Source organism: Pseudomonas sp. R3-57 (assembly GCF_051132065.1).
Lineage (GTDB): Bacteria > Pseudomonadota > Gammaproteobacteria > Pseudomonadales > Pseudomonadaceae > Aquipseudomonas.
The window spans coordinates 2,799,098-2,816,546 of the sequence record NZ_CP071655.1 but is presented as its reverse complement, the minus strand read 5'-3'; the positions used below and the strand labels follow the sequence as shown (position 1 = coordinate 2,816,546).

Below are 17,449 nucleotides of genomic sequence, written 5' to 3'. Positions count from 1 at the left end.
TCCGTCTCTCAACAGTAAGGGAAGTCTGTGGAGTCAGTTTTTCGCCAGAAATGGCCGGTGGTCTTGCTGACCATCGGCCTCTACCCCGCTTTGACCGTCGGCGTTCGCGCCGACGACAATCTCGACAGCCGCTTGCGCAGCATCAGCCCGGCGCAACTGCAACAACCGGCAGGCAATGACAATCGTCAGCGCCCTGCCCCTGCTCCGAAGGCGTCCGCCGCCACGGACGCTTTGCGCCTGGAACAAGCTGTGCGCCTGGCCGTGGACTGGCACCCACGCATCGGCGAAGCCATCGGCACGCTGTTCCAGCAAGGTGAAGGCGTCAACGTCGCCGAATCCGGTTATTACCCGCAGGTCAGCGGCGGCATCAAGGGCGGTTACACCAGCGGTTACGGCAGCGATGCCGGCAGCCAGTCAGTGAACATTTCCCTCAAGCAGATGCTCTACGACTTCGGCAAGGTGTCCAGCTCGGTCGACGCGGCCCGCGCCCGGGTGGCGCGTAGTCAGGCCGGAATTCTGCTGGCGATCGACGACGTGGCCCGCGACACCGCCAAGGCCTACATCGAAGTGCAGCGCTATCAACGCCTGCTCGACGTCGCCCGCGAACAGATTCAAGGCATCGGCGGCATCGTCGACCTGGCCAGACAACGCAGCGACATGGGCGCCAGCACCCGCTCCGATATGGTTCAGGCGCAGTCCCGTGCCGAGGGCGCCACCGCGACGTTGCAGGAATTCAAGGCGCAGTACGCGCGCTGGCAAGCCACATTGACCAGCCTGCTCGGACGGCGTACGCCGCCAGCGGTCAGCGAAGCCGCCGCGCCGACGCTGAGCCAGGCCTGCGATGCCTCGCAAATCTCCGACGCCCTGCCCGCCGTCCTGCAAGCCGCCGCGCAACGCACCCAGGCTCAGGCCGAACTGGAGCAGGCCAAGGCCGAAGCCTACCCGACCCTGTCGCTGCAACCGTCGGTCAATCAATACCTCGACGATCATTACGACGATCAGAACTCGCGCGCCGATCGCACCCAGGTCGGGATCTTCCTCAACCTCGAAGTGCCGATTTATCAGGGCGGCGCCATCAGCGCCCGCAGCCGCGCCGCCGGGCATGCCCTGACCGCCGCGGACTCAGCCGAAGACTTTGCCCGACTGCAAGCCCGCCAGGGTCTGGCTGAAGCCCAGGCGCAGACCTCGGGCCTGAATCGGCGGTTGCGCTCGCTGGAATTCCGCCAGACCAGTATCACCGAGGCGCGCATGTTGTATGGCCGCCAGTACCTGGAACTGGGCACGCGGCCGCTGCTGGACCTGCTCAACGCCGAGCAGGAAATCCACCAGTCGCGCTTCGATCTGGTCAACACCCAGGCCGATCTGCAACGCCTGCAGATCGATTGCTTCTACAACAGCGGGGCGATTCGCCGGGTCTTCGGCATCGACCACAGCGCTATCCAGAATGTCGAGATCCTGCCATGACCGACGCCAGCATCACTATTCCCGAACCCGTGGCTGCCGAGGCGCGCGAAGATTATTCGCCGTGGCTGGAAGCGGTGCTCAAGGTCGCCCGCCACTATCGCCTCGACGTCTCGCCGGAAAGCGTGCGCCTGGCGTCAGTGCACAGCGAAGGCCGCGTCGAAGAAGTGCTCCGGCACATAGCGCGGCAGGCCGGGCTCAGCGTCAAGTTTGCGGTGTTCGACAACAAGAGCCTGAGCCGTTGGCGCACACCGCTGGTGGTGCAACTGCGCGACGGCCAAATCGGCGTGCTCGAAAGCATCGGCGAGACCGGCGAACTGGGCATCTGCTTCAGTGGCGATCAAGGCTTGCAGAGCCGGATGGACGCGGCCGTGCTCGCCGAACAGGCACTGCGCACAGTGATCTTGCGCCCGACCCAACCGGTCTCCGATGTGCGCACCAACGACTACATCAAGCCCTACGACGAACACTGGTTCCGCCGCATCGTCCTCACTGACTTGCGACCGTACACCCAGGTGATGATCGCCTCGCTGGTGGCCAATCTGCTGGGCATGGCCGGCGTGCTGTTTTCGATGCAGGTGTACGACCGGGTGATTCCAGCCGAGTCGCTGCCGACGCTTTACGTGTTGTTCGGCGGGGTAATGCTGGCGCTGCTGTTCGATTTCGTCATGCGCATTCTGCGGCTGCGCATCACCGATGTGCTCGGTAAGCGTGCTGACTTGCGGGTCTCTGATCTGGTCTTCGGTCATGCGCTGCGTCTGCGTAATTCCGCCCGGCCGAAGTCCACCGGCTCGTTCATTTCGCAACTGCGCGAGCTGGAGCAGATCCGCGACCTGATCACCTCCAGCACCGCCACGGCGCTGGCCGACATGCCGTTTTTTCTGCTGTTCCTGCTGGTGTTCTATTTGATCGGCGGGCCGCTGGTGCTGATCCCGTTGGTTGCGCTGGTGTTCATGCTGTTGCCGGGGATCATCGCGCAACCGCGTCTGGCCAAACTGGCCAATGCCTCGATGCGCGAAGCCGCGCTGCGCAACGCCATGTTGGTGGAAAGCATTCAGGGCCTCGACGACATCAAGGCGCTGCAGGCCGAGCAGCGTTTCCAGCAACAATGGAATCAATACAACGCCGCCTCGGCGGACAGCAGCCTGCGTTTGCGCACCCTGACCAACAGCCTCGTGGCGTGGACGCAGAACGTGCAAGGCGCGGTCTTCGCCGTGGTAATCGTGTTCGGCGCGCCGATGGTGATTGCCGGCGACCTGACCACCGGCAGCCTGGTCGCGGCGTCGATTCTGTCGTCACGGATGATGGGGCCGATGGCGCAACTGACCCACGTGCTCACCCGTTGGCAGCAAGCCAAGGTTGCGCTGGAAGGCTTGAACCGGATCATGCAGATGCCGGTCGATCATCCCGAAGGCAGCCAGCGCGTGCACCTGCCGGCGATCCGCGGCGACTACCGGATGCGCCAGGCGAGTTTCCGCTACAGCGAAGAATCGGCCCCGGCGCTCAACGCCATCGACCTGACCATCCGCCCCGGCGAGCGCATCGCCCTGCTCGGCCGCAACGGCGCCGGCAAATCGACGTTGCTCCAGGCATTGGGCGGTGCGATGGATCTGAGCAGCGGCGAAACCACGCTGGACGGCATCGCCATGGCGCATCTCGATCCGGCCGACCTGCGCCGCGACGTCGGCCTGCTGTCGCAACAGGCGCGGCTGTTTCACGGCACCCTGCGCGACAACATCACCCTCGGCGCCGGTCAGGCCAGCGATCAGGAAATCATCGCCGCGCTGAACGTTACCGGCGCGCTCGAATTCGTTCGTCAGTTGCCCAAAGGCATGGATCATCTGGTGCTTGAAGGCGGCCTCGGTCTGTCCGGCGGTCAGCGCCAGAGCCTGTTGCTGTCGCGCTTGTTGCTGCGTCAGCCGCAAGTGCTGTTGCTGGACGAACCGACGGCGGCGCTGGATGACGTCACCGAGCGTCTGCTGCTGGAAAAACTCGCGACCTGGACCCAGGGCCGCACGCTGGTGGTCGCCACGCACCGGGTCAGTGTGCTGCAACTGGTCGAGCGGATCATCGTCCTCGACAACGGGCGCATCGTCATCGATGACCATCGCGACGCCGCGCTGGCGCGGTTGCGCGCTCCCGGCAAAGGAGTGACGGTATGAAAACGATAATGACTGACGTGCCGGACTCGATGTCCTACCTCGACGGCCGCGACGAGCGCGCCATCGCCGGGGGTGCAAAAGTGATCTGGGGCTGCGCGCTCATGCTCGCTTGCTTCATCGCTTGGGCGGCGTGGTTTGAAGTGGTCGAAGTTTCGACTGGCACCGGCAAGGTCGTGCCGAGTTCCCGTGAACAGGTGATCCAGTCGATGGAGGGCGGCATTCTCGAGCAGCTCAATGTCAGCGAAGGTGCCTTGGTCGAGCGCGGGCAGATTCTCGCCCAGCTCGACCCGGTAAAGAACCAGTCCAACGTCGGCGAAAGCGCGGCCAAGTACCGCGCGGCGCTGGCCAGCGTCAATCGCTTGCAGGCCGAAGTCAGTGAAAAGCCGCTGACGTTCGACCCTTCGCTGCAGGATTTTCCCGAGCTGATCCGCGCCGAAACCGAGCTCTATCAGACGCGGCGCAAAGGCCTGGCGGAAACCCTCGACGGCATTCAGAGTTCGTTGAAACTGGTGCGCAGCGAACTGGCGATCACTGAAAACCTGGCGAAGATCGGCGCCTCGAGCCGGGTCGAAGTCTTGCGCTTGACCCGCCAGCGCTCCGAGCTGGAATTGAAGGCCACCGAAGCGCGTTCCGATTACATGGTCCGCGCCCGCGAAGATCTGGCCAAAGCCAACGCCGAGGCGCAGATGCTCGAAGCGGTGATCCGGGGTCGCACCGACTCACTGTCACGCCTGACCCTGCGCTCGCCGGTGCGCGGGATCGTCAAGGACATCGAAGTCAGCACCATCGGCGGCGTGATCGCGCCCAACGGCCAGGTCATGCAGATCGTGCCGCTCGATGAACAACTGCTCATCGAGACGCGCATCTCGCCGCGCGACATTGCCTTCATTCATCCGGGCCAGGCGGCCAAGGTCAAGATCACCGCTTACGACTACTCGATCTACGGCAGCCTCGACGGCGAAGTGGTGACGATCTCCCCGGACACCATTCAGGACGAAGCCAAACCGGAGATCTTCTACTACCGCGTGTTCATCCGCACCGCGTCGGATGAACTGCGCAACAAGGCCGGCAAACGCTTCGCCATCGTCCCCGGGATGATCGCCACGGTGGACATTCGCACCGGCGAAAAAACCGTCCTCGACTACCTGATCAAACCGCTCAACCGCGCCCGCGAAGCGTTGCGCGAACACTGATCAGCGGCTGGCGAACTTGGTGGTCGGTGGCACGATTGGCGCAAGGCTGGCTTGATAACGCGTCCACTCGCGATTGATTTCCGCGTACGGCAGGAAAATGCTCACGCGCGGTTGATCAAGCAAGTCTTTACGCTTGAGGCGGCTGACGTCATCCCGGGTAAGAAACGCCACGTTGATGCCGACCACCTTGCCGTCGGCGGAAAACACCGGCCCGCCGGACATGCCTTTGGCCAGCGCGCCATTATGAGTGCCGTAAAGCACGTTGCCCTCTTTGACGTCGAGGCGAACCATCGCCGGCAGCGCCTGGCCGGTGCCCTTGACCGACATGTACAGCGAATTGAAGCCCACCGACGTCAGCTCCTCGCCCGGCTTGTAGCCACGCCACGCCGGCACGCTGCCGGCCTTGTGCCGGAAGAATTGCACATCCGCCTGGCCCTGAAAAACCGCGCCCGACAGATAGGGAATATGCTTCACCGTCACGGCGTAATCTTCATTCCATTGCACAGCCGAACCCATCAGCACGTAAGGCAAAGGCGCGCCGGAGTGAACGACAAAGGCTTGGTCTAAAACAGGATCCTGAACAAAAGCGACTGGCATTCCATTGCACCCGCTGAGCAGCATCGACGCTGCAACAAGTGACTTGAGGGGGCGCATTTTCGGCACATCATGTAAGTGAGGGAAGGTGCTGCAATATGTCATTGCGCCATTACTTCTGGCAATAGGCTTAGACTACCGCTTGTCTGCCAGCGATATAGTGAGTCAATGATTGGATCCAAGGTTTTAAACCGCGCCGATGGTTGGCATCGAAGTCCGCCAAGAAGCCTCCCATGGTCAGACTCGCCGTGCAGATGGTTGCCCGCCTGCACGGCGAGACGTCGGCTTACTGCGGCGGCACGGCGTTATCCAGCGCCCTGTTCACCGCCAGCTCCCCCAACATGACGATCTGCGCAATGCCCAGCAGCGCATTGCGGTTCGACCCTTCCAGCATGCCGGCAAAATTGCCGAGCAAAACAGTCGCCGACGCCAAGGACTCGCTGGCGTTGGCCAGCAAGGTTTCCATGTCGGACTGCGGGTTGATCATGAACAGCTCGTTGGGGCTGTATGGGGTGGCCATGATTTGCGCGGGCACCAAATAATGGTCGAGCGCGCGTTCGGCGGCTTCGTGGAGCTTTCTGGAATCGAACGATTCGTAAGGCGACGCCGGGTCTGTGACTGGCGGCTTGGGAGGTGTCTTGGACATCAACTGGAACTCCTTGTAAATCCTGCAGGCGGCTGTTGAGCAGGCATCCTGCCTGGCTTGCGTGGCCGTAACAGCGGGTGGGCAGTGAGGGCCTGGCCCTCACGTTGGGCGCTACACAGATCAGCTCGGCGTGCGACGAGTATCCAGTACCCGATTGACGATGAGTTCGCTGAGCATGATCACCTGCTGCAGGATCAGCATCGACCGGCGCTGCGGGCTCTCGATGTTGCCGCCAATGTCGCGGGCCATCTCACCGGCGGCCGCCAATGTTTCGCAGGCTTCAACGAGCAACGTTTCTTCATCCACCGTGGGATCAATGAGAAAGATCCTGCCGGTCTTGCGCGACGGGATGGAGGTTTTCAGGGTTTCGGGGTTGAGATAGAAATTGATGGCGCGGTTGGTTGCCTCTTTTATCTTCTGAGGTTCCAGCGCGGGATCGTAGGGGATCGGACCGGCATCGGTTTCCGGAGGGTTGGGCGTTACTTTGAACATAGATAAATCTCGTATCGAAGTAGATAACGAGCCATCACCCACGCTACCAAACGATGGGTGGCGGCCATGCGCGGGTTGGTAGACCGGTCGATACGCAACCCGGCGCTCACGAATGAGCCCCACGCATGCCCACCATATAAAACTCAGCCATAAAAAAAAGGCTGAATAAGGTGGCGCCTTACGGCGATATCGAAACGGGCTACCAAACCCGATCACTGTTTCGCAGTGACAGGGACACGATATAGCCCGACCGATAGCCGTGTAAGCCGGCGGATTCTGAAGCACGCGTAGGCAGCGACGCAAGGCGCTGTAGCCTTTATGGCGTAACAGTCGGTGTAATTTAAACGCGTGCGCTTAGTCGTGTTTAAGCACGACAAATCGTGATATCCGGCTTGTTTAATTTACCGTCTGGAAACCGTTCTGCAGCCCTGTTCTCGTTAGCCGCATCTGGCGCCGGCACGATAGGCGCCCATGCCTAGTGAGGAGCTGCCAAGTCCTTTTTGAGCACGAATTCAATAGCAATTCCTACGCCTCTGAGTATTTCGGTCACGCGCGTAATGAAGGCCTCCGCTTGCTCGGGCAGCTCATAGAGGCCATTGATACGAATCTTCGGTTTTTTACCTTTTGCTGACGGGTAACTTTCCAATAATTCGTCGCTTTCAATGAAGGCGATGTAGGTGTTGATCTTCTTTTGCAGCAACAAAAGATGCTCACCCTGCTGGACCCTGTCGCCCCACTCCAAGTGATCGGTGATGACGAGTACGACGGTGTCGGGCTCCCATTCGGGCAACGCGATGATGTCGACGACTTTTGTTTCGCTAATGGACATGTCTACTCTTTCAGGCACATGCGGCAGCACGAGTGTGGCCCGCGGGAATGATCGCGCCGCAATCATTCCGCTTTCAGCACAAATTCAAATCCAATTCCGACTTCCTTCAGGGTCGCGGCCACGCTATCTACAAACAACTCGCCCTGCTCGGGCAGCTCATATTTGCCCTGCACACGGATGACGGGCGACTTGCCGAGCGCACCGGGTATCTCGGTGTAGATTTCACCGCTCTCGATGAAGGCGATGTAATTATTGATCTTCTCTTGCAGCAAAAGCAGGTGTTCACCTTGCTGGGTCTTGTCACCCCATTCAAGATGATCAGCAATACCCAGAATGATTTTGTTGTTGTCCCACTTTGGGATGCCCCACATGTCGATGGTTTCGGCGTCTGTTACAGACATTTCAGTTCCTTGGTTTCGTTATGTTTGCGGCGGCCGCAAGATTTCCACTCGAGTGGGTGGGATTTGGGTGCCGCCGGGGAAGCCGGGTTTGCCTTTGCCCATGATGCGGCCACCGCTCTGTTCGATTTCCGGGAATGCCCGCTTTTGATTACGGGTTAGTGGCGCCGTATCAGAGGCTTTGCATTCGACGCATGCGATGTCACCGTTTGCATCTCGGCCTATCATATCGAGACGGGTTCGGGTGCCGCTCTGTGTTTTTATCGTGACTTGTTGACCGGACTCTTCCATCTCTTCGGAAAAGCCGCTGTACGCCTCTTCCTCAAAGGCTGCGCCTGCCGCTTTGTTCTTCTCTAACTGCGTGCTGAGCACGATGTAGATCGGTTCAAGCCCCGTATCCTCTGGAAACCAGATGATCGCGTCTTGAAACTCGGGTGGGTGAACGGGATTGGCCAGCAACGTGTCCGATTGAGGTGTCGGCGGGTAGACCCATACGGGAGATAGCTGAGGGGCACCTTCTAGGGCTGGGATTCCCAGCACTCCATCTGGATGGGCTCCGGGTGTCCAAGTCAGGCCTATGCCGTTGCCGATGTCGGCGATGAATTTTTCGCCGTCTTTTTGCGCTTTGATGACCGGAACATTTTCCCAGTCCTTTTTGCCGCCGGTGTAAAAGCCGTATGCGCTGACCGAGCCGTCCGGCAACGTTTTCACATTGACACGGACACGCGTTCGGCCGGTTTCGAGCGTGGCGTATTGCTCGTCTTTATAGAAAGCACTGTCTGGGGCAATGCTGGTGTTGGGCAGCAATAGCGCGACGGTGCCCACGGCGGCGCCTGCTGCCATGGCGCCTGCGCCGTCGAGTAAGCCCAGCGAAAGTGAGCCACCCAGCCGTTGGGCAATAGCACTGCCGGTTGCGGAGCCGCCCACTAGCTGAAGAGACGCGCCTTCGGCAGTGATGGCTGCCCCGGTGGCCAATACGGCCCATAGCCCGTAGTCGGCTAGCTTTTCAACGGGTACAAATCCACCAGGATTGCTGTGGTTGATTTCGCCGTCGGGCAGGTTGCAGCTTTTGGCAAAGACGCAGCCCTTGAGGTCAGGTTTTGTTTCTGCCGCTGGCGGAAGGTCTTTGTATTGCGCCCAGTGTTGGGCATAGATGTCGACGGGGTCGACGCCAGTATTGCGGTAACCCTTGGGTGGGTTAGGGACATAGCCGCTCAATCCTTGGTTCCTTGTTCTGATCCTTTGAACGGCTTGTAGGGTGACAGGTGAAATTTCCTGTAGCAACGCGTGGCACTTTGACGCTATCCAGGCGGACGTAGAATCATCTCCCTCACACATAATGAGAGGCGTGGACAAACTCCATAACGGGGCTTGCCCGCGAAGGGCTCGCCCGCGCACCACAGAGGTCACCTGTCTAAGCCATTTTCACGCTGTCACCCTGCTCTTACTTCGAAGCCCGAATCCTGAACCAGGTCGCATACATCGCCGGCAAAAACACTAAGGTAATGATGGTGCCAACAAACGTGCCGCCAATCAGCGTGTACGCCAGCGTGCCCCAGAACACCGAGTGCGTCAGCGGAATGAACGCCAGAATGGCCGCCAGTGCGGTCAACAGCACTGGCCTGGCGCGTTGCACGGTGGCTTCGACCACCGCGTCGAAAGGCGCGAGGCCTTCTTGCTCGTTGTGATGAATCTGCCCGATCAGAATCAGCGTGTTGCGCATCAGAATCCCCGACAGCGCAATCAACCCGACCAGTGCGTTGATGCCGAACGGCTGATTGAAGATCAGCAGCGTCGGCACCACGCCGATCAAGCCGAGTGGCGAGGTGAGGAAGACCATGATCATCGCCGAGATCGAGCGCACCTGGACGATGATGATCAGCAGCGTCACGGCGATCATGATCGGCAGCAGCGGCAGGATCGCTTTGCCGGCCTTGCCGGACTCCTCGATGGCGCCGGCCTGTTCAATGCGGTAACCGGAAGGCAGTTGCGCAATGATCGGCTGCAATTGCCCGATGATCACGCCGGAGACGTCCGGTGGCTGCAAGCCTTCGGCGATGTCGCCGCGCACGGTGATGGTCGGGGTGCGATCGCGGCGCCGCAGGATCGGATCTTCCATGCGCACTTCGACCTTGCCGATCTGCGACAGCGGAATGCGTTGCCCGGCTGCGCCGACCAGGGTGAAGCCTTCGATCTGCGCCGGGTCCAGGCGGATGTTGCCCGCCGCACGGCCAACCACCTGCACCGAACGGATATCCTCACGCACGGCAGTAATCGGCACGCCGCTGAGCAAAAACTGCAACTGCTGGGCCACGGTGCTGGACGTCAGGCCGACCGCCTGCAAGCGATCCTGATTGAGGTTGAAATGCAGCGTCGGTGTCAGCGGCCCCCAGTCGGTGTTGACAGTGCGCATCATCGGGCTGTCCTGCATAACGCCGCGGACCTGCTCGGCGATGACGCGCAACTTTGCCGGATCGGGGCCCATCACCCGGTAAGCCACCGGGAACGGCGAATACGGACCGAAGACGATCTGCGTCGCACGAACGCGCGCTTCCGGGGCCAGGCCTTGAGCAACCGCTTCGCGCAAACGCAACTTGAGGGTTTCGCGGGCGTCCTGGTTGTCCGTCAGCACGACGATCTTGGCGAATGATGGGTCCGGCAATTCGGGTGCCATGGCCAGGAAAAACCGTGGCGCACCCTGGCCGATATAAGCGGTGACGATTTTTGCCTCCGGCTGTTTTTGCAGCCACGCCTCGACTTTGGCCGTGGCGGCGCTGGTCTGCTCGATCGCGGTGCCGTAGGGCATTTGCACTTCGATCATCACTTCGGGGCGGTCAGAGGTCGGGAAGAATTGCTTCTTTACCAATCCCATGCTCGGGATCGCGACGACAAACAGCGCGACAACCGTGCCCGCCACCAGCCATTTACGGGTGATCACCCACGCCAGAATTTTGCGGAAACGGTTATAGCGCGGCGTGTCGTAAATCGCCGCGTGCCCGCCTTCGACTTGCTGGATGTCCGGCAACAGCTTCACCCCCAGATACGGCGTGAAAGCCACCGCAACGACCCACGAAGCGATCAACGCGATGCCGACAATCCAGAACATGTTGCTGGTGTATTCGCCTGCCGTGGACTGGGCGAAACCGTTCGGCAAAAAGCCTATCGCCGTCACCAGCGTACCGGCCAGCATCGGCGCTGCGGTATGGCTCCAGGCATAGGCCGAGGCCTTGATGCGGTCGTAGCCCTCCTCCATTTTCACCACCATCATTTCGATGGCGATGATCGCGTCATCAACGAGCAAGCCCAGCGCGAGGATCAACGAGCCGAGGGTGATCCGGTCAAAGTTTTTGCCCGTGGCGGCCATCACCACAAACACGATCGCCAGAGTCAACGGCACCGCTGCGGCGACCACCACGCCGACACGCCAGCCCATGCTGAGAAAGCACACCAGCATCACCACCAGCAGCGCGACGAAAAACTTGACCATGAACTCGCCGACCGCCGAGTCGATATTCACCGCCTGATCGGTGACTTTCGACAGCGTCATGCCCAACGGCATTTCTGCGTTGATGTTGCGCGTTTCGGCATCCAGCGCCTTGCCCAGGTCCAGACCGTTCCAGCCTTCGCGCATGATCACGCCGAGCAATAACGCTTCTTCACCGTTGTTGCGCACCAGAAAGGTCGCCGGGTCTTCGTAGCCGCGCTCGACCGTGGCCACATCGGAGAGCATGAGGGTGCGACCCTGCGCGACAACCGGCGTGTCACGGATTTTCTGCAAGGTGTCAAACGCGCCATCGACCCGCAGGAAAATCTCCGGCCCTTTGGTTTCGACCGATCCGGCGGGCGTCAGTACGTTCTGATTGTTCAGTGCAGCGAAGATGTCCTGCGGCGACAGGCCCAGCGTCGCCAGGCGATCATGGGAAAACGAGACGAAGATGCGTTCGGCCTGCTCACCGATGATGTTGACCTTTTTCACCCCCGGCACATGCAACAGGCGCTGGCGCAAAGATTCCGCATCGCGCACCAGCAAGCGCTGCGGCTCGCCCTTGGCCTTCAGCGCGAACAAGGCAAACGTCACGTCGGAAAACTCATCGTTGACCATCGGCCCGATAACGCCTGCCGGCAGTTTGATCGCTTCGTCGTCGAGCTTCTTGCGTGCCTGATAGAACTCGTCCTGCACTTGCGACGGTGGCGTGCTGTCGAGCAGCGACACCACGGTGAACGCCAGCCCGGGGCGCGTGTAGGTCTCCGAGCGGTCGTACCACTTCAGTTCCTGCAAACGCTTTTCCAGCGGTTCGGCGACCTGATCCTGCATCTCCCGCGCGGTCGCGCCGGGCCATGCGGTGATGACGGTTAATTGCTTGACGGTGAACGGCGGATCTTCGGCCCGGCCCAACTTGAAAAACGCCAGGGTGCCGGCGACGGCGATCAGAAAAATCAGGAACACCGTGATCGCGCGTTGGCGCACGGCAATGGCGGAAAGGTTGAATCGACCCTCGCTCATGGACGACTCCCGGCAACCTGGGCGTCATCGCCGGCCAGCAATCGCACGTCCTCGCCTTCGCGCAGCAGATGCGCGCCCAGCGCAACGATTGGCTCACCGACGCTGAGCTCGCCAGCAACCCGAGCCGAATCGTCACTCAACCCCAACACTTCAACCGCGCGCCAGGTCACTTTCGCCGGTGTACCGGCAATGGCCCACACGCCGGCACCTTTGCCTGCGTTGTACAGCGCCGCGATCGGCACCTTCAGCGCTTGTTTTTGTGCGGAACCCTGAGCGATATCAACGGTGACGGTCGAACCGATCGGCGCATTGGCAAGTTTGCCTTCGAGCACGTAGCGCGCCTCGAACGTGCGGGTCGACGCGTCGGCGGAATCGGCAAGCAGGCGCAGGCTCGCGCTGACAGCCGCCGGATCGCCATAGAGTCTGGCCCGCGCGGTGGAGCCTGCTGGCGGACGCAAAGTCTCGGGCAAATGGACGATGGCTTCACGCTGACCCGCGCGTGCCAGTCGAACTACGGCTTGCCCCGGGCTGACCACTTGCCCAGGCTCGGCGAGTGTTTCCACGATCACGCCGTCAGCGTCCGCGACCAGCAACGCATAACCGGAGGCGTTGCGTGCCACGTCCGCTTGCGCAACAGCGGCGCTGAGTTGCGCGTTGGCGGCGTCGGCGGAAGCTTTGAACTGGTCGTAGGCCGATGCCGAGATTGCCCCGGCGGCGACGAGCTTGCGATTGCGCGCTTCTTCATCGGCGGTCTGTTTGGCGCGTGCTCGAGCGGCGGTAACGGCTTCTTGCTGCGCTCGCGCTTGCAGACCGAGGTCGATTGGGTCGAGGCGCATCAGCGGCTGGCCGCGCTTGACCGTCTGGCCGGTATCAACCAAACGCTCGAGCACCTTTCCGGAAACGCGAAACCCGAGGTCGCCTTGAACCCGTGCAGCCACGACACCGGTGAATGACCGCGAGCCATCCTCGGCAAGCTGCACGACCGCCGACCTGACGATGGGCGCAAGGGTGCGCGGGTCTTGCGCGGTGGAAGCATCCCCACACGCCGTCAGGACGAGGGGCAGCCAACAGGCTGCGAGGGGAGAAGGTCTGAACCTGGGCATGGGATTTCTTCACTGAAATAGGATGATCATCATATTCTCAGTCAGTGACCAATGTCGTCAACGGTCACTCGTCATCAAATTTGCACTTCGCCCGTTTCAGCTCTGCAGATTTTCCACCTGAATCTCCACGCCACTGCGCTGCCCATCACCTTTACGGTCAGCGACGGCTCGATAGCGATTTGGCGGTTCGGCCCCGATTACCGGCGCCTGCTTGTGCGACGCGATGGCGCAAACGCGGTCGAGCGGCGCGGCGCAGGCGTTGTTCAAGTCTTCGGGGATGGCGGGCGACCCGATGAGTCCCAGCCTGTGACGCAGATCAGCGAGGGACTAAGGTTTGAGGCTGCGCAAGATCAGGTTCGAGGTCAGCGTCGGGGCCACCTCGATGTAGTCCAGGTTGTGTTGCAGCATCAGCGGATTGACGAAGGGCCGCAGCGTCAGATGGATCGAGTCGACGGTTTCGTCCAGCGGCGTCTTGCGTTCGAACTCACCGGCCGTGCGCCCGTCGCGCACGATGTCAGTGATAAAGCCTTTGATCCGGGCGTCATAGCGCTGGGCGCTGGGCCAGTTTTCGCCGGCCGCAAACGCCGCGATGTCGTAGAGCTTGCGGTCGGTGAAGAACAGTTCGATACCGGTGGCAATCACGGTTTTCACCAACTGGCGGAAACGCTCGGTCGGCGACAGCCCCTCAGCGTTGATCGCCAGTTCCACCGCCGCCACGATTTGCCCCAGGCAATTGGCGCAGATGGCTTCGCCGATCGCCTGCTTGGAATCGAAGAACTTGTAGATGTACGCCTTGGAAAAACCGATGGCCTTGGCCAGGTCCGAGACCGTGGTTTTGCCGTAGCCATACTGGCTGAAATGCGCGTTGGCCGCCGCGACAATCTGGTCACGAATGTCGTGATCGACCGGGCCGCGCGGGCCGGGAAAGGATGAGGAAGCTGAGGTCTGGTTCATCCCGGCAGCTTACTCACCTGATCGGAGGCTTACAACTGAGCCTCCCTGCCCTCACCGCGAATCACCCGTCACCACGCCGCCTGATAAATCCCCAGCGCGTCGGCTTCGCTGACTTCACGCGGGTTATTCACCAGCAAGCGTTGCTGCTGCATCGCGTCACGCGCCAATTGCCCGAGGCAATCTTCGGGTACATCAACGTCGCGCAGGCGATGGGGCAAGCCGCAGCGCGGCGGCAACTCGGCCAGTTCAGCAATCAACTGCTCTGCCTGACTGCGCCGATCGCCGATACGCAGTCGCTCGCCGAGTAACGGCACGGCCAGTTCGGCGTAATCCGCCTCGGCCACCGGCAGGTTGAAGCGCAGCACATGGGGCAGCACCAGCGAGTTGGACAAGCCGTGGGGGATATGGAAATGGCCGCCCAATGGATAAGCCAAGGCATGCACCGCCGCCACCGGTGCGTTGGCAAACGCCTGCCCGGCAAGACAGGCACCAAGCAGCATGGCCTGCCGTGCGTCGAGGTTGCCGCCGTTGTGCACCGCTTGATCCAGATTGGTCGCCAGCAGGCGCAACGCCTCGCGGGCGAGCAGACTCGACAGCGGGTTGCGCTTGAGTTTGCTGCTGTAGGCCTCGATTGCGTGGACCATAGCATCGATACCGGTGGCTGCCGTGACCTGCGGCGGCAGGCCCAGCGTGCACACCGCGTCGAGCACGGCGAGATCCGGAAGTAATAACGGCGAGACGATGCCCATTTTGCTGGTTTCGCCGGTGGTGACGATGGCGATAGGCGTGACCTCCGAACCGGTGCCCGCGGTGGTCGGCACCTGGATCAGCCCCAGCCGTGGGCCCTTGGCCTGATCGACACCGTACAACTGCGTGAGCGTTTGGCTGTTGCCGGGATGGGCCAATAACGCAACCAGTTTGGCAACGTCCATCGAGCTGCCGCCGCCGAACCCGACGATCAGGTCGGCGCCGATATGCCGGGCGCGATCGGCTGCCGCGAGCACACAGTTTTCATGGGGATCGGCGCTGACGTCACTGAAAATCGCCACCGCGACTTTCGCCGCGCTGAACCCCGGCAGCACGTCATCGAGCAAGCCGAGCCGGGCGATTCCCGGATCGGTGACAATCAACACCCGCCGTGCGCCGCGCTCGCGACACAGGCTGGCGAGTCGCTGCGCGGCGCCGGCTTCGCAGAGAATCTGCGCGGTGGTGGCAAAGCTGAAGGATTGCATCGGCACGACTCCTTATGGTTATCCGGTCTCGGGTTCAGAAACTGAAGTCGCTGGCGGCCATTGCCATCAGGCAGTTCGCCCCGCCGAGCACGGCGTCGCGATGGGCGCCGGCGCGCGGCAACAGGCGTCGCCAGTAGAAGTCGGCGGTGTGCAACTTGGCTTGGTAAAAGCCACTCTCAGCACTGCCTTGGGCCAATGCCTGTTGTGCGCGCGTCGCCGCTTGCAGCCAGAAACCGGCGAGCAGGACGTAGGCTGAATAGGCGAGGAAATCCACCGACACCGCACCGATTTCCTGCGGATCGCGCTGACACGCTGCGATGACCGATTGGCCAAACTCGCGCCATTCGTTCAGGCGCTGGCCAACCGCCTGGGCCATTTCCCGCAGCGGTTCATGCGCTTGCGCGGCTTCGGCCAGTTGCGCAAATTCGTCGATCAGCGCATTGAGTTCAGCACCACCGTCGCCGAGCAGTTTGCGCCGGATCAAGTCCAGCGCCTGAATACCGTTGGTGCCCTCGTAGAGCTGAGTGATGCGGCTGTCGCGCATCAACTGTTCCATACCCCATTCGCGGATATAGCCGTGGCCGCCGTACAGCGCCACGCCGAGGCTGGCGACTTCCTGGCCGACATCGGTGAAGAATGCTTTGACGATTGGAATCAGCAGCGCCGCCCGACGCTTCGCCGCTTGATGCTCCGCGCCCATGGCTTGTTCGAGATCGAGTTGTCGCGCGGTATACGCCGCAAGCATCCGGCAGCCTTCGGTGAGCGCCTTCTGGGTCAGCAACATGCGCCGCACATCGGGGTGCACGATGATCGGGTCAGCGGCCTGCTCCGGCGCAACAGCACCGGCCAGCGAACGCGACTGCAAGCGTTCCCGCGCATAGCGCAGGCCGCCCTGGAACGCCGCTTCGGCAATGCCCAGGCCCTGCAGACCGACCTGAAAACGGGCGTCGTTCATCATGGTGAACATGCACGCCAAACCCTGATTCGCTTCGCCCACCAGCCAGCCCTGCGCGCCATCGAAATTCATCACACAAGTCGAGGTGCCCTTGATGCCCATCTTGTGTTCCAGCGCCCCGCAGCTCAGCGTGTTGCGCTGGCCATCGGGCAGGAGTTTCGGCACCAGCAACAGGCTGATGCCTTTGACGCCCGGCGGTGCGTCCGGCAAGCGCGCGAGTACCAGATGAATGATGTTATCGGTCAGGTCCTGTTCGCCGCCGCTGATGAAAATCTTGCTGCCGCTGACGCGGTAACTGCCGTCGGCCTCAGGTTGGGCGCGGGTGCGCAGCAGGGCCAGATCGGTCCCTGCCTGCGGCTCGGTGAGGCACATGGTGCCGGTCCATTCGCCGCTGATCAGGTTCGCCAGATACGCCTGCTTCAGCTCAGCGCTGCCGTGGCGATGCAGCGCCAGCACAGCGCTTTCGGTAAGCCCGGAATAAACCCGAAAGGCCAGCGACGCGGACATCAGCATTTCGTGAAAGCACGCGGAGACCATCTGCGGCACGCCTTGGCCGCCGAATGCCTGTGGCCCGGTCATGCTCGCCCAACCGTTGTCGACGTATTGTCGATAGGCCTGGCGAAAACCGTCCGGCGTGGTCACGTCGCTGCCGTGCAACTGGCAGCCCTGCTCGTCACTGTTGCGATTGAGCGGTGCGATGACTTCGCCGGTGAACCGCGCGCCCTCCTCGAGAATGCCGTCGAGGACGTCGCGGTCGAGTTCGATCTGCAATTGTCGGCAGTGCGCGCTGACGTCGAACAGCTCGTGCAAGACGAAACGCATGTCGCGCAGAGGCGCCTGGTAGTTCGAAGACGTAGTCACACACAGCGCTCCAATCAATAAAGGACAAGCGCCACCCTAAGCAGCGTTCAGATATTTTTGAAATT

At 61.5% G+C, this 17,449-nt stretch carries 14 protein-coding genes; 3 read left to right on the top strand and 11 right to left on the bottom strand.

The window, feature by feature from the left end:
• Positions 1-27: 27 nt before the first annotated feature.
• The 3 genes from J3P93_RS12820 to J3P93_RS12810 are packed head-to-tail and all read left to right on the top strand — an operon-like array spanning position 28 to position 4,816.
• A complete protein-coding gene (locus J3P93_RS12820; protein ID WP_434597923.1) occupies positions 28-1,464 on the top strand; it encodes a TolC family outer membrane protein in 1,437 nt (478 codons plus the stop codon).
• On the top strand, positions 1,461-3,623 hold the full coding sequence (locus J3P93_RS12815; RefSeq protein WP_434597921.1) for a type I secretion system permease/ATPase: 2,163 nt from the start codon (positions 1,461-1,463) through the stop codon (positions 3,621-3,623). The genes J3P93_RS12820 and J3P93_RS12815 overlap by 4 nt, the downstream gene beginning before the upstream one ends.
• Positions 3,624-3,652: 29 nt before the next feature.
• Positions 3,653-4,816 carry an HlyD family type I secretion periplasmic adaptor subunit gene (locus J3P93_RS12810; RefSeq protein WP_434598356.1) on the top strand — a complete coding sequence of 388 codons (1,164 nt, stop codon included), beginning with the start codon at positions 3,653-3,655 and terminating at the stop codon, positions 4,814-4,816.
• Here the strand turns inward: J3P93_RS12810 and J3P93_RS12805 are convergent, their stop codons facing one another.
• The 11 genes from J3P93_RS12805 to J3P93_RS12755 all read right to left on the bottom strand — a co-directional run bounded on the left by J3P93_RS12805 (position 4,817) and on the right by J3P93_RS12755 (position 17,345).
• Complete coding sequence (locus tag J3P93_RS12805; protein ID WP_434597919.1) at positions 4,817-5,320, bottom strand: trypsin-like peptidase domain-containing protein; 504 nt, start codon at positions 5,318-5,320, stop codon at positions 4,817-4,819.
• A gap of 376 nt (positions 5,321-5,696) precedes the next feature.
• Positions 5,697-6,056, bottom strand: a complete 360-nt coding sequence (locus J3P93_RS12800; RefSeq protein ID WP_394507095.1) for a DUF6124 family protein — start codon at positions 6,054-6,056, stop codon at positions 5,697-5,699.
• Between the two features lie 120 nt (positions 6,057-6,176).
• Complete coding sequence (locus J3P93_RS12795) at positions 6,177-6,548, bottom strand: DUF6124 family protein (RefSeq protein ID WP_434597917.1); 372 nt, start codon at positions 6,546-6,548, stop codon at positions 6,177-6,179.
• A gap of 475 nt (positions 6,549-7,023) precedes the next feature.
• On the bottom strand, positions 7,024-7,377 hold the full coding sequence (locus tag J3P93_RS12790) for a DUF6572 domain-containing protein (RefSeq protein WP_434597915.1): 354 nt from the start codon (positions 7,375-7,377) through the stop codon (positions 7,024-7,026).
• A gap of 62 nt (positions 7,378-7,439) precedes the next feature.
• Positions 7,440-7,778 carry a DUF6572 domain-containing protein gene (locus tag J3P93_RS12785; protein WP_434597913.1) on the bottom strand — a complete coding sequence of 113 codons (339 nt, stop codon included), beginning with the start codon at positions 7,776-7,778 and terminating at the stop codon, positions 7,440-7,442.
• Positions 7,779-7,796: 18 nt separating this feature from the next.
• A complete protein-coding gene (locus tag J3P93_RS12780) occupies positions 7,797-8,993 on the bottom strand; it encodes an S-type pyocin domain-containing protein (RefSeq protein ID WP_434597911.1) in 1,197 nt (398 codons plus the stop codon).
• Positions 8,994-9,219: 226 nt separating this feature from the next.
• Entirely contained in the window at positions 9,220-12,279 is a 3,060-nt protein-coding gene (locus J3P93_RS12775) for an efflux RND transporter permease subunit (protein ID WP_434597909.1), read from the bottom strand.
• Positions 12,276-13,382, bottom strand: a complete 1,107-nt coding sequence (locus J3P93_RS12770) for an efflux RND transporter periplasmic adaptor subunit (RefSeq protein ID WP_434597907.1) — start codon at positions 13,380-13,382, stop codon at positions 12,276-12,278. Before J3P93_RS12770 ends, J3P93_RS12775 begins: the two co-directional genes overlap by 4 nt.
• 327 nt (positions 13,383-13,709) lie before the next feature.
• Positions 13,710-14,336: a TetR/AcrR family transcriptional regulator gene (locus J3P93_RS12765; protein ID WP_434597905.1), complete on the bottom strand. Its 627-nt coding sequence runs from the start codon at positions 14,334-14,336 to the stop codon at positions 13,710-13,712.
• 68 nt (positions 14,337-14,404) lie between these two features.
• Entirely contained in the window at positions 14,405-15,568 is a 1,164-nt protein-coding gene (locus J3P93_RS12760; protein WP_434597903.1) for an iron-containing alcohol dehydrogenase, read from the bottom strand.
• Positions 15,569-15,602: 34 nt separating this feature from the next.
• Positions 15,603-17,345, bottom strand: coding sequence for an acyl-CoA dehydrogenase C-terminal domain-containing protein (locus tag J3P93_RS12755; RefSeq protein WP_434598354.1), 1,743 nt, complete (start codon positions 17,343-17,345; stop codon positions 15,603-15,605).
• Positions 17,346-17,449 lie beyond the last annotated feature (104 nt).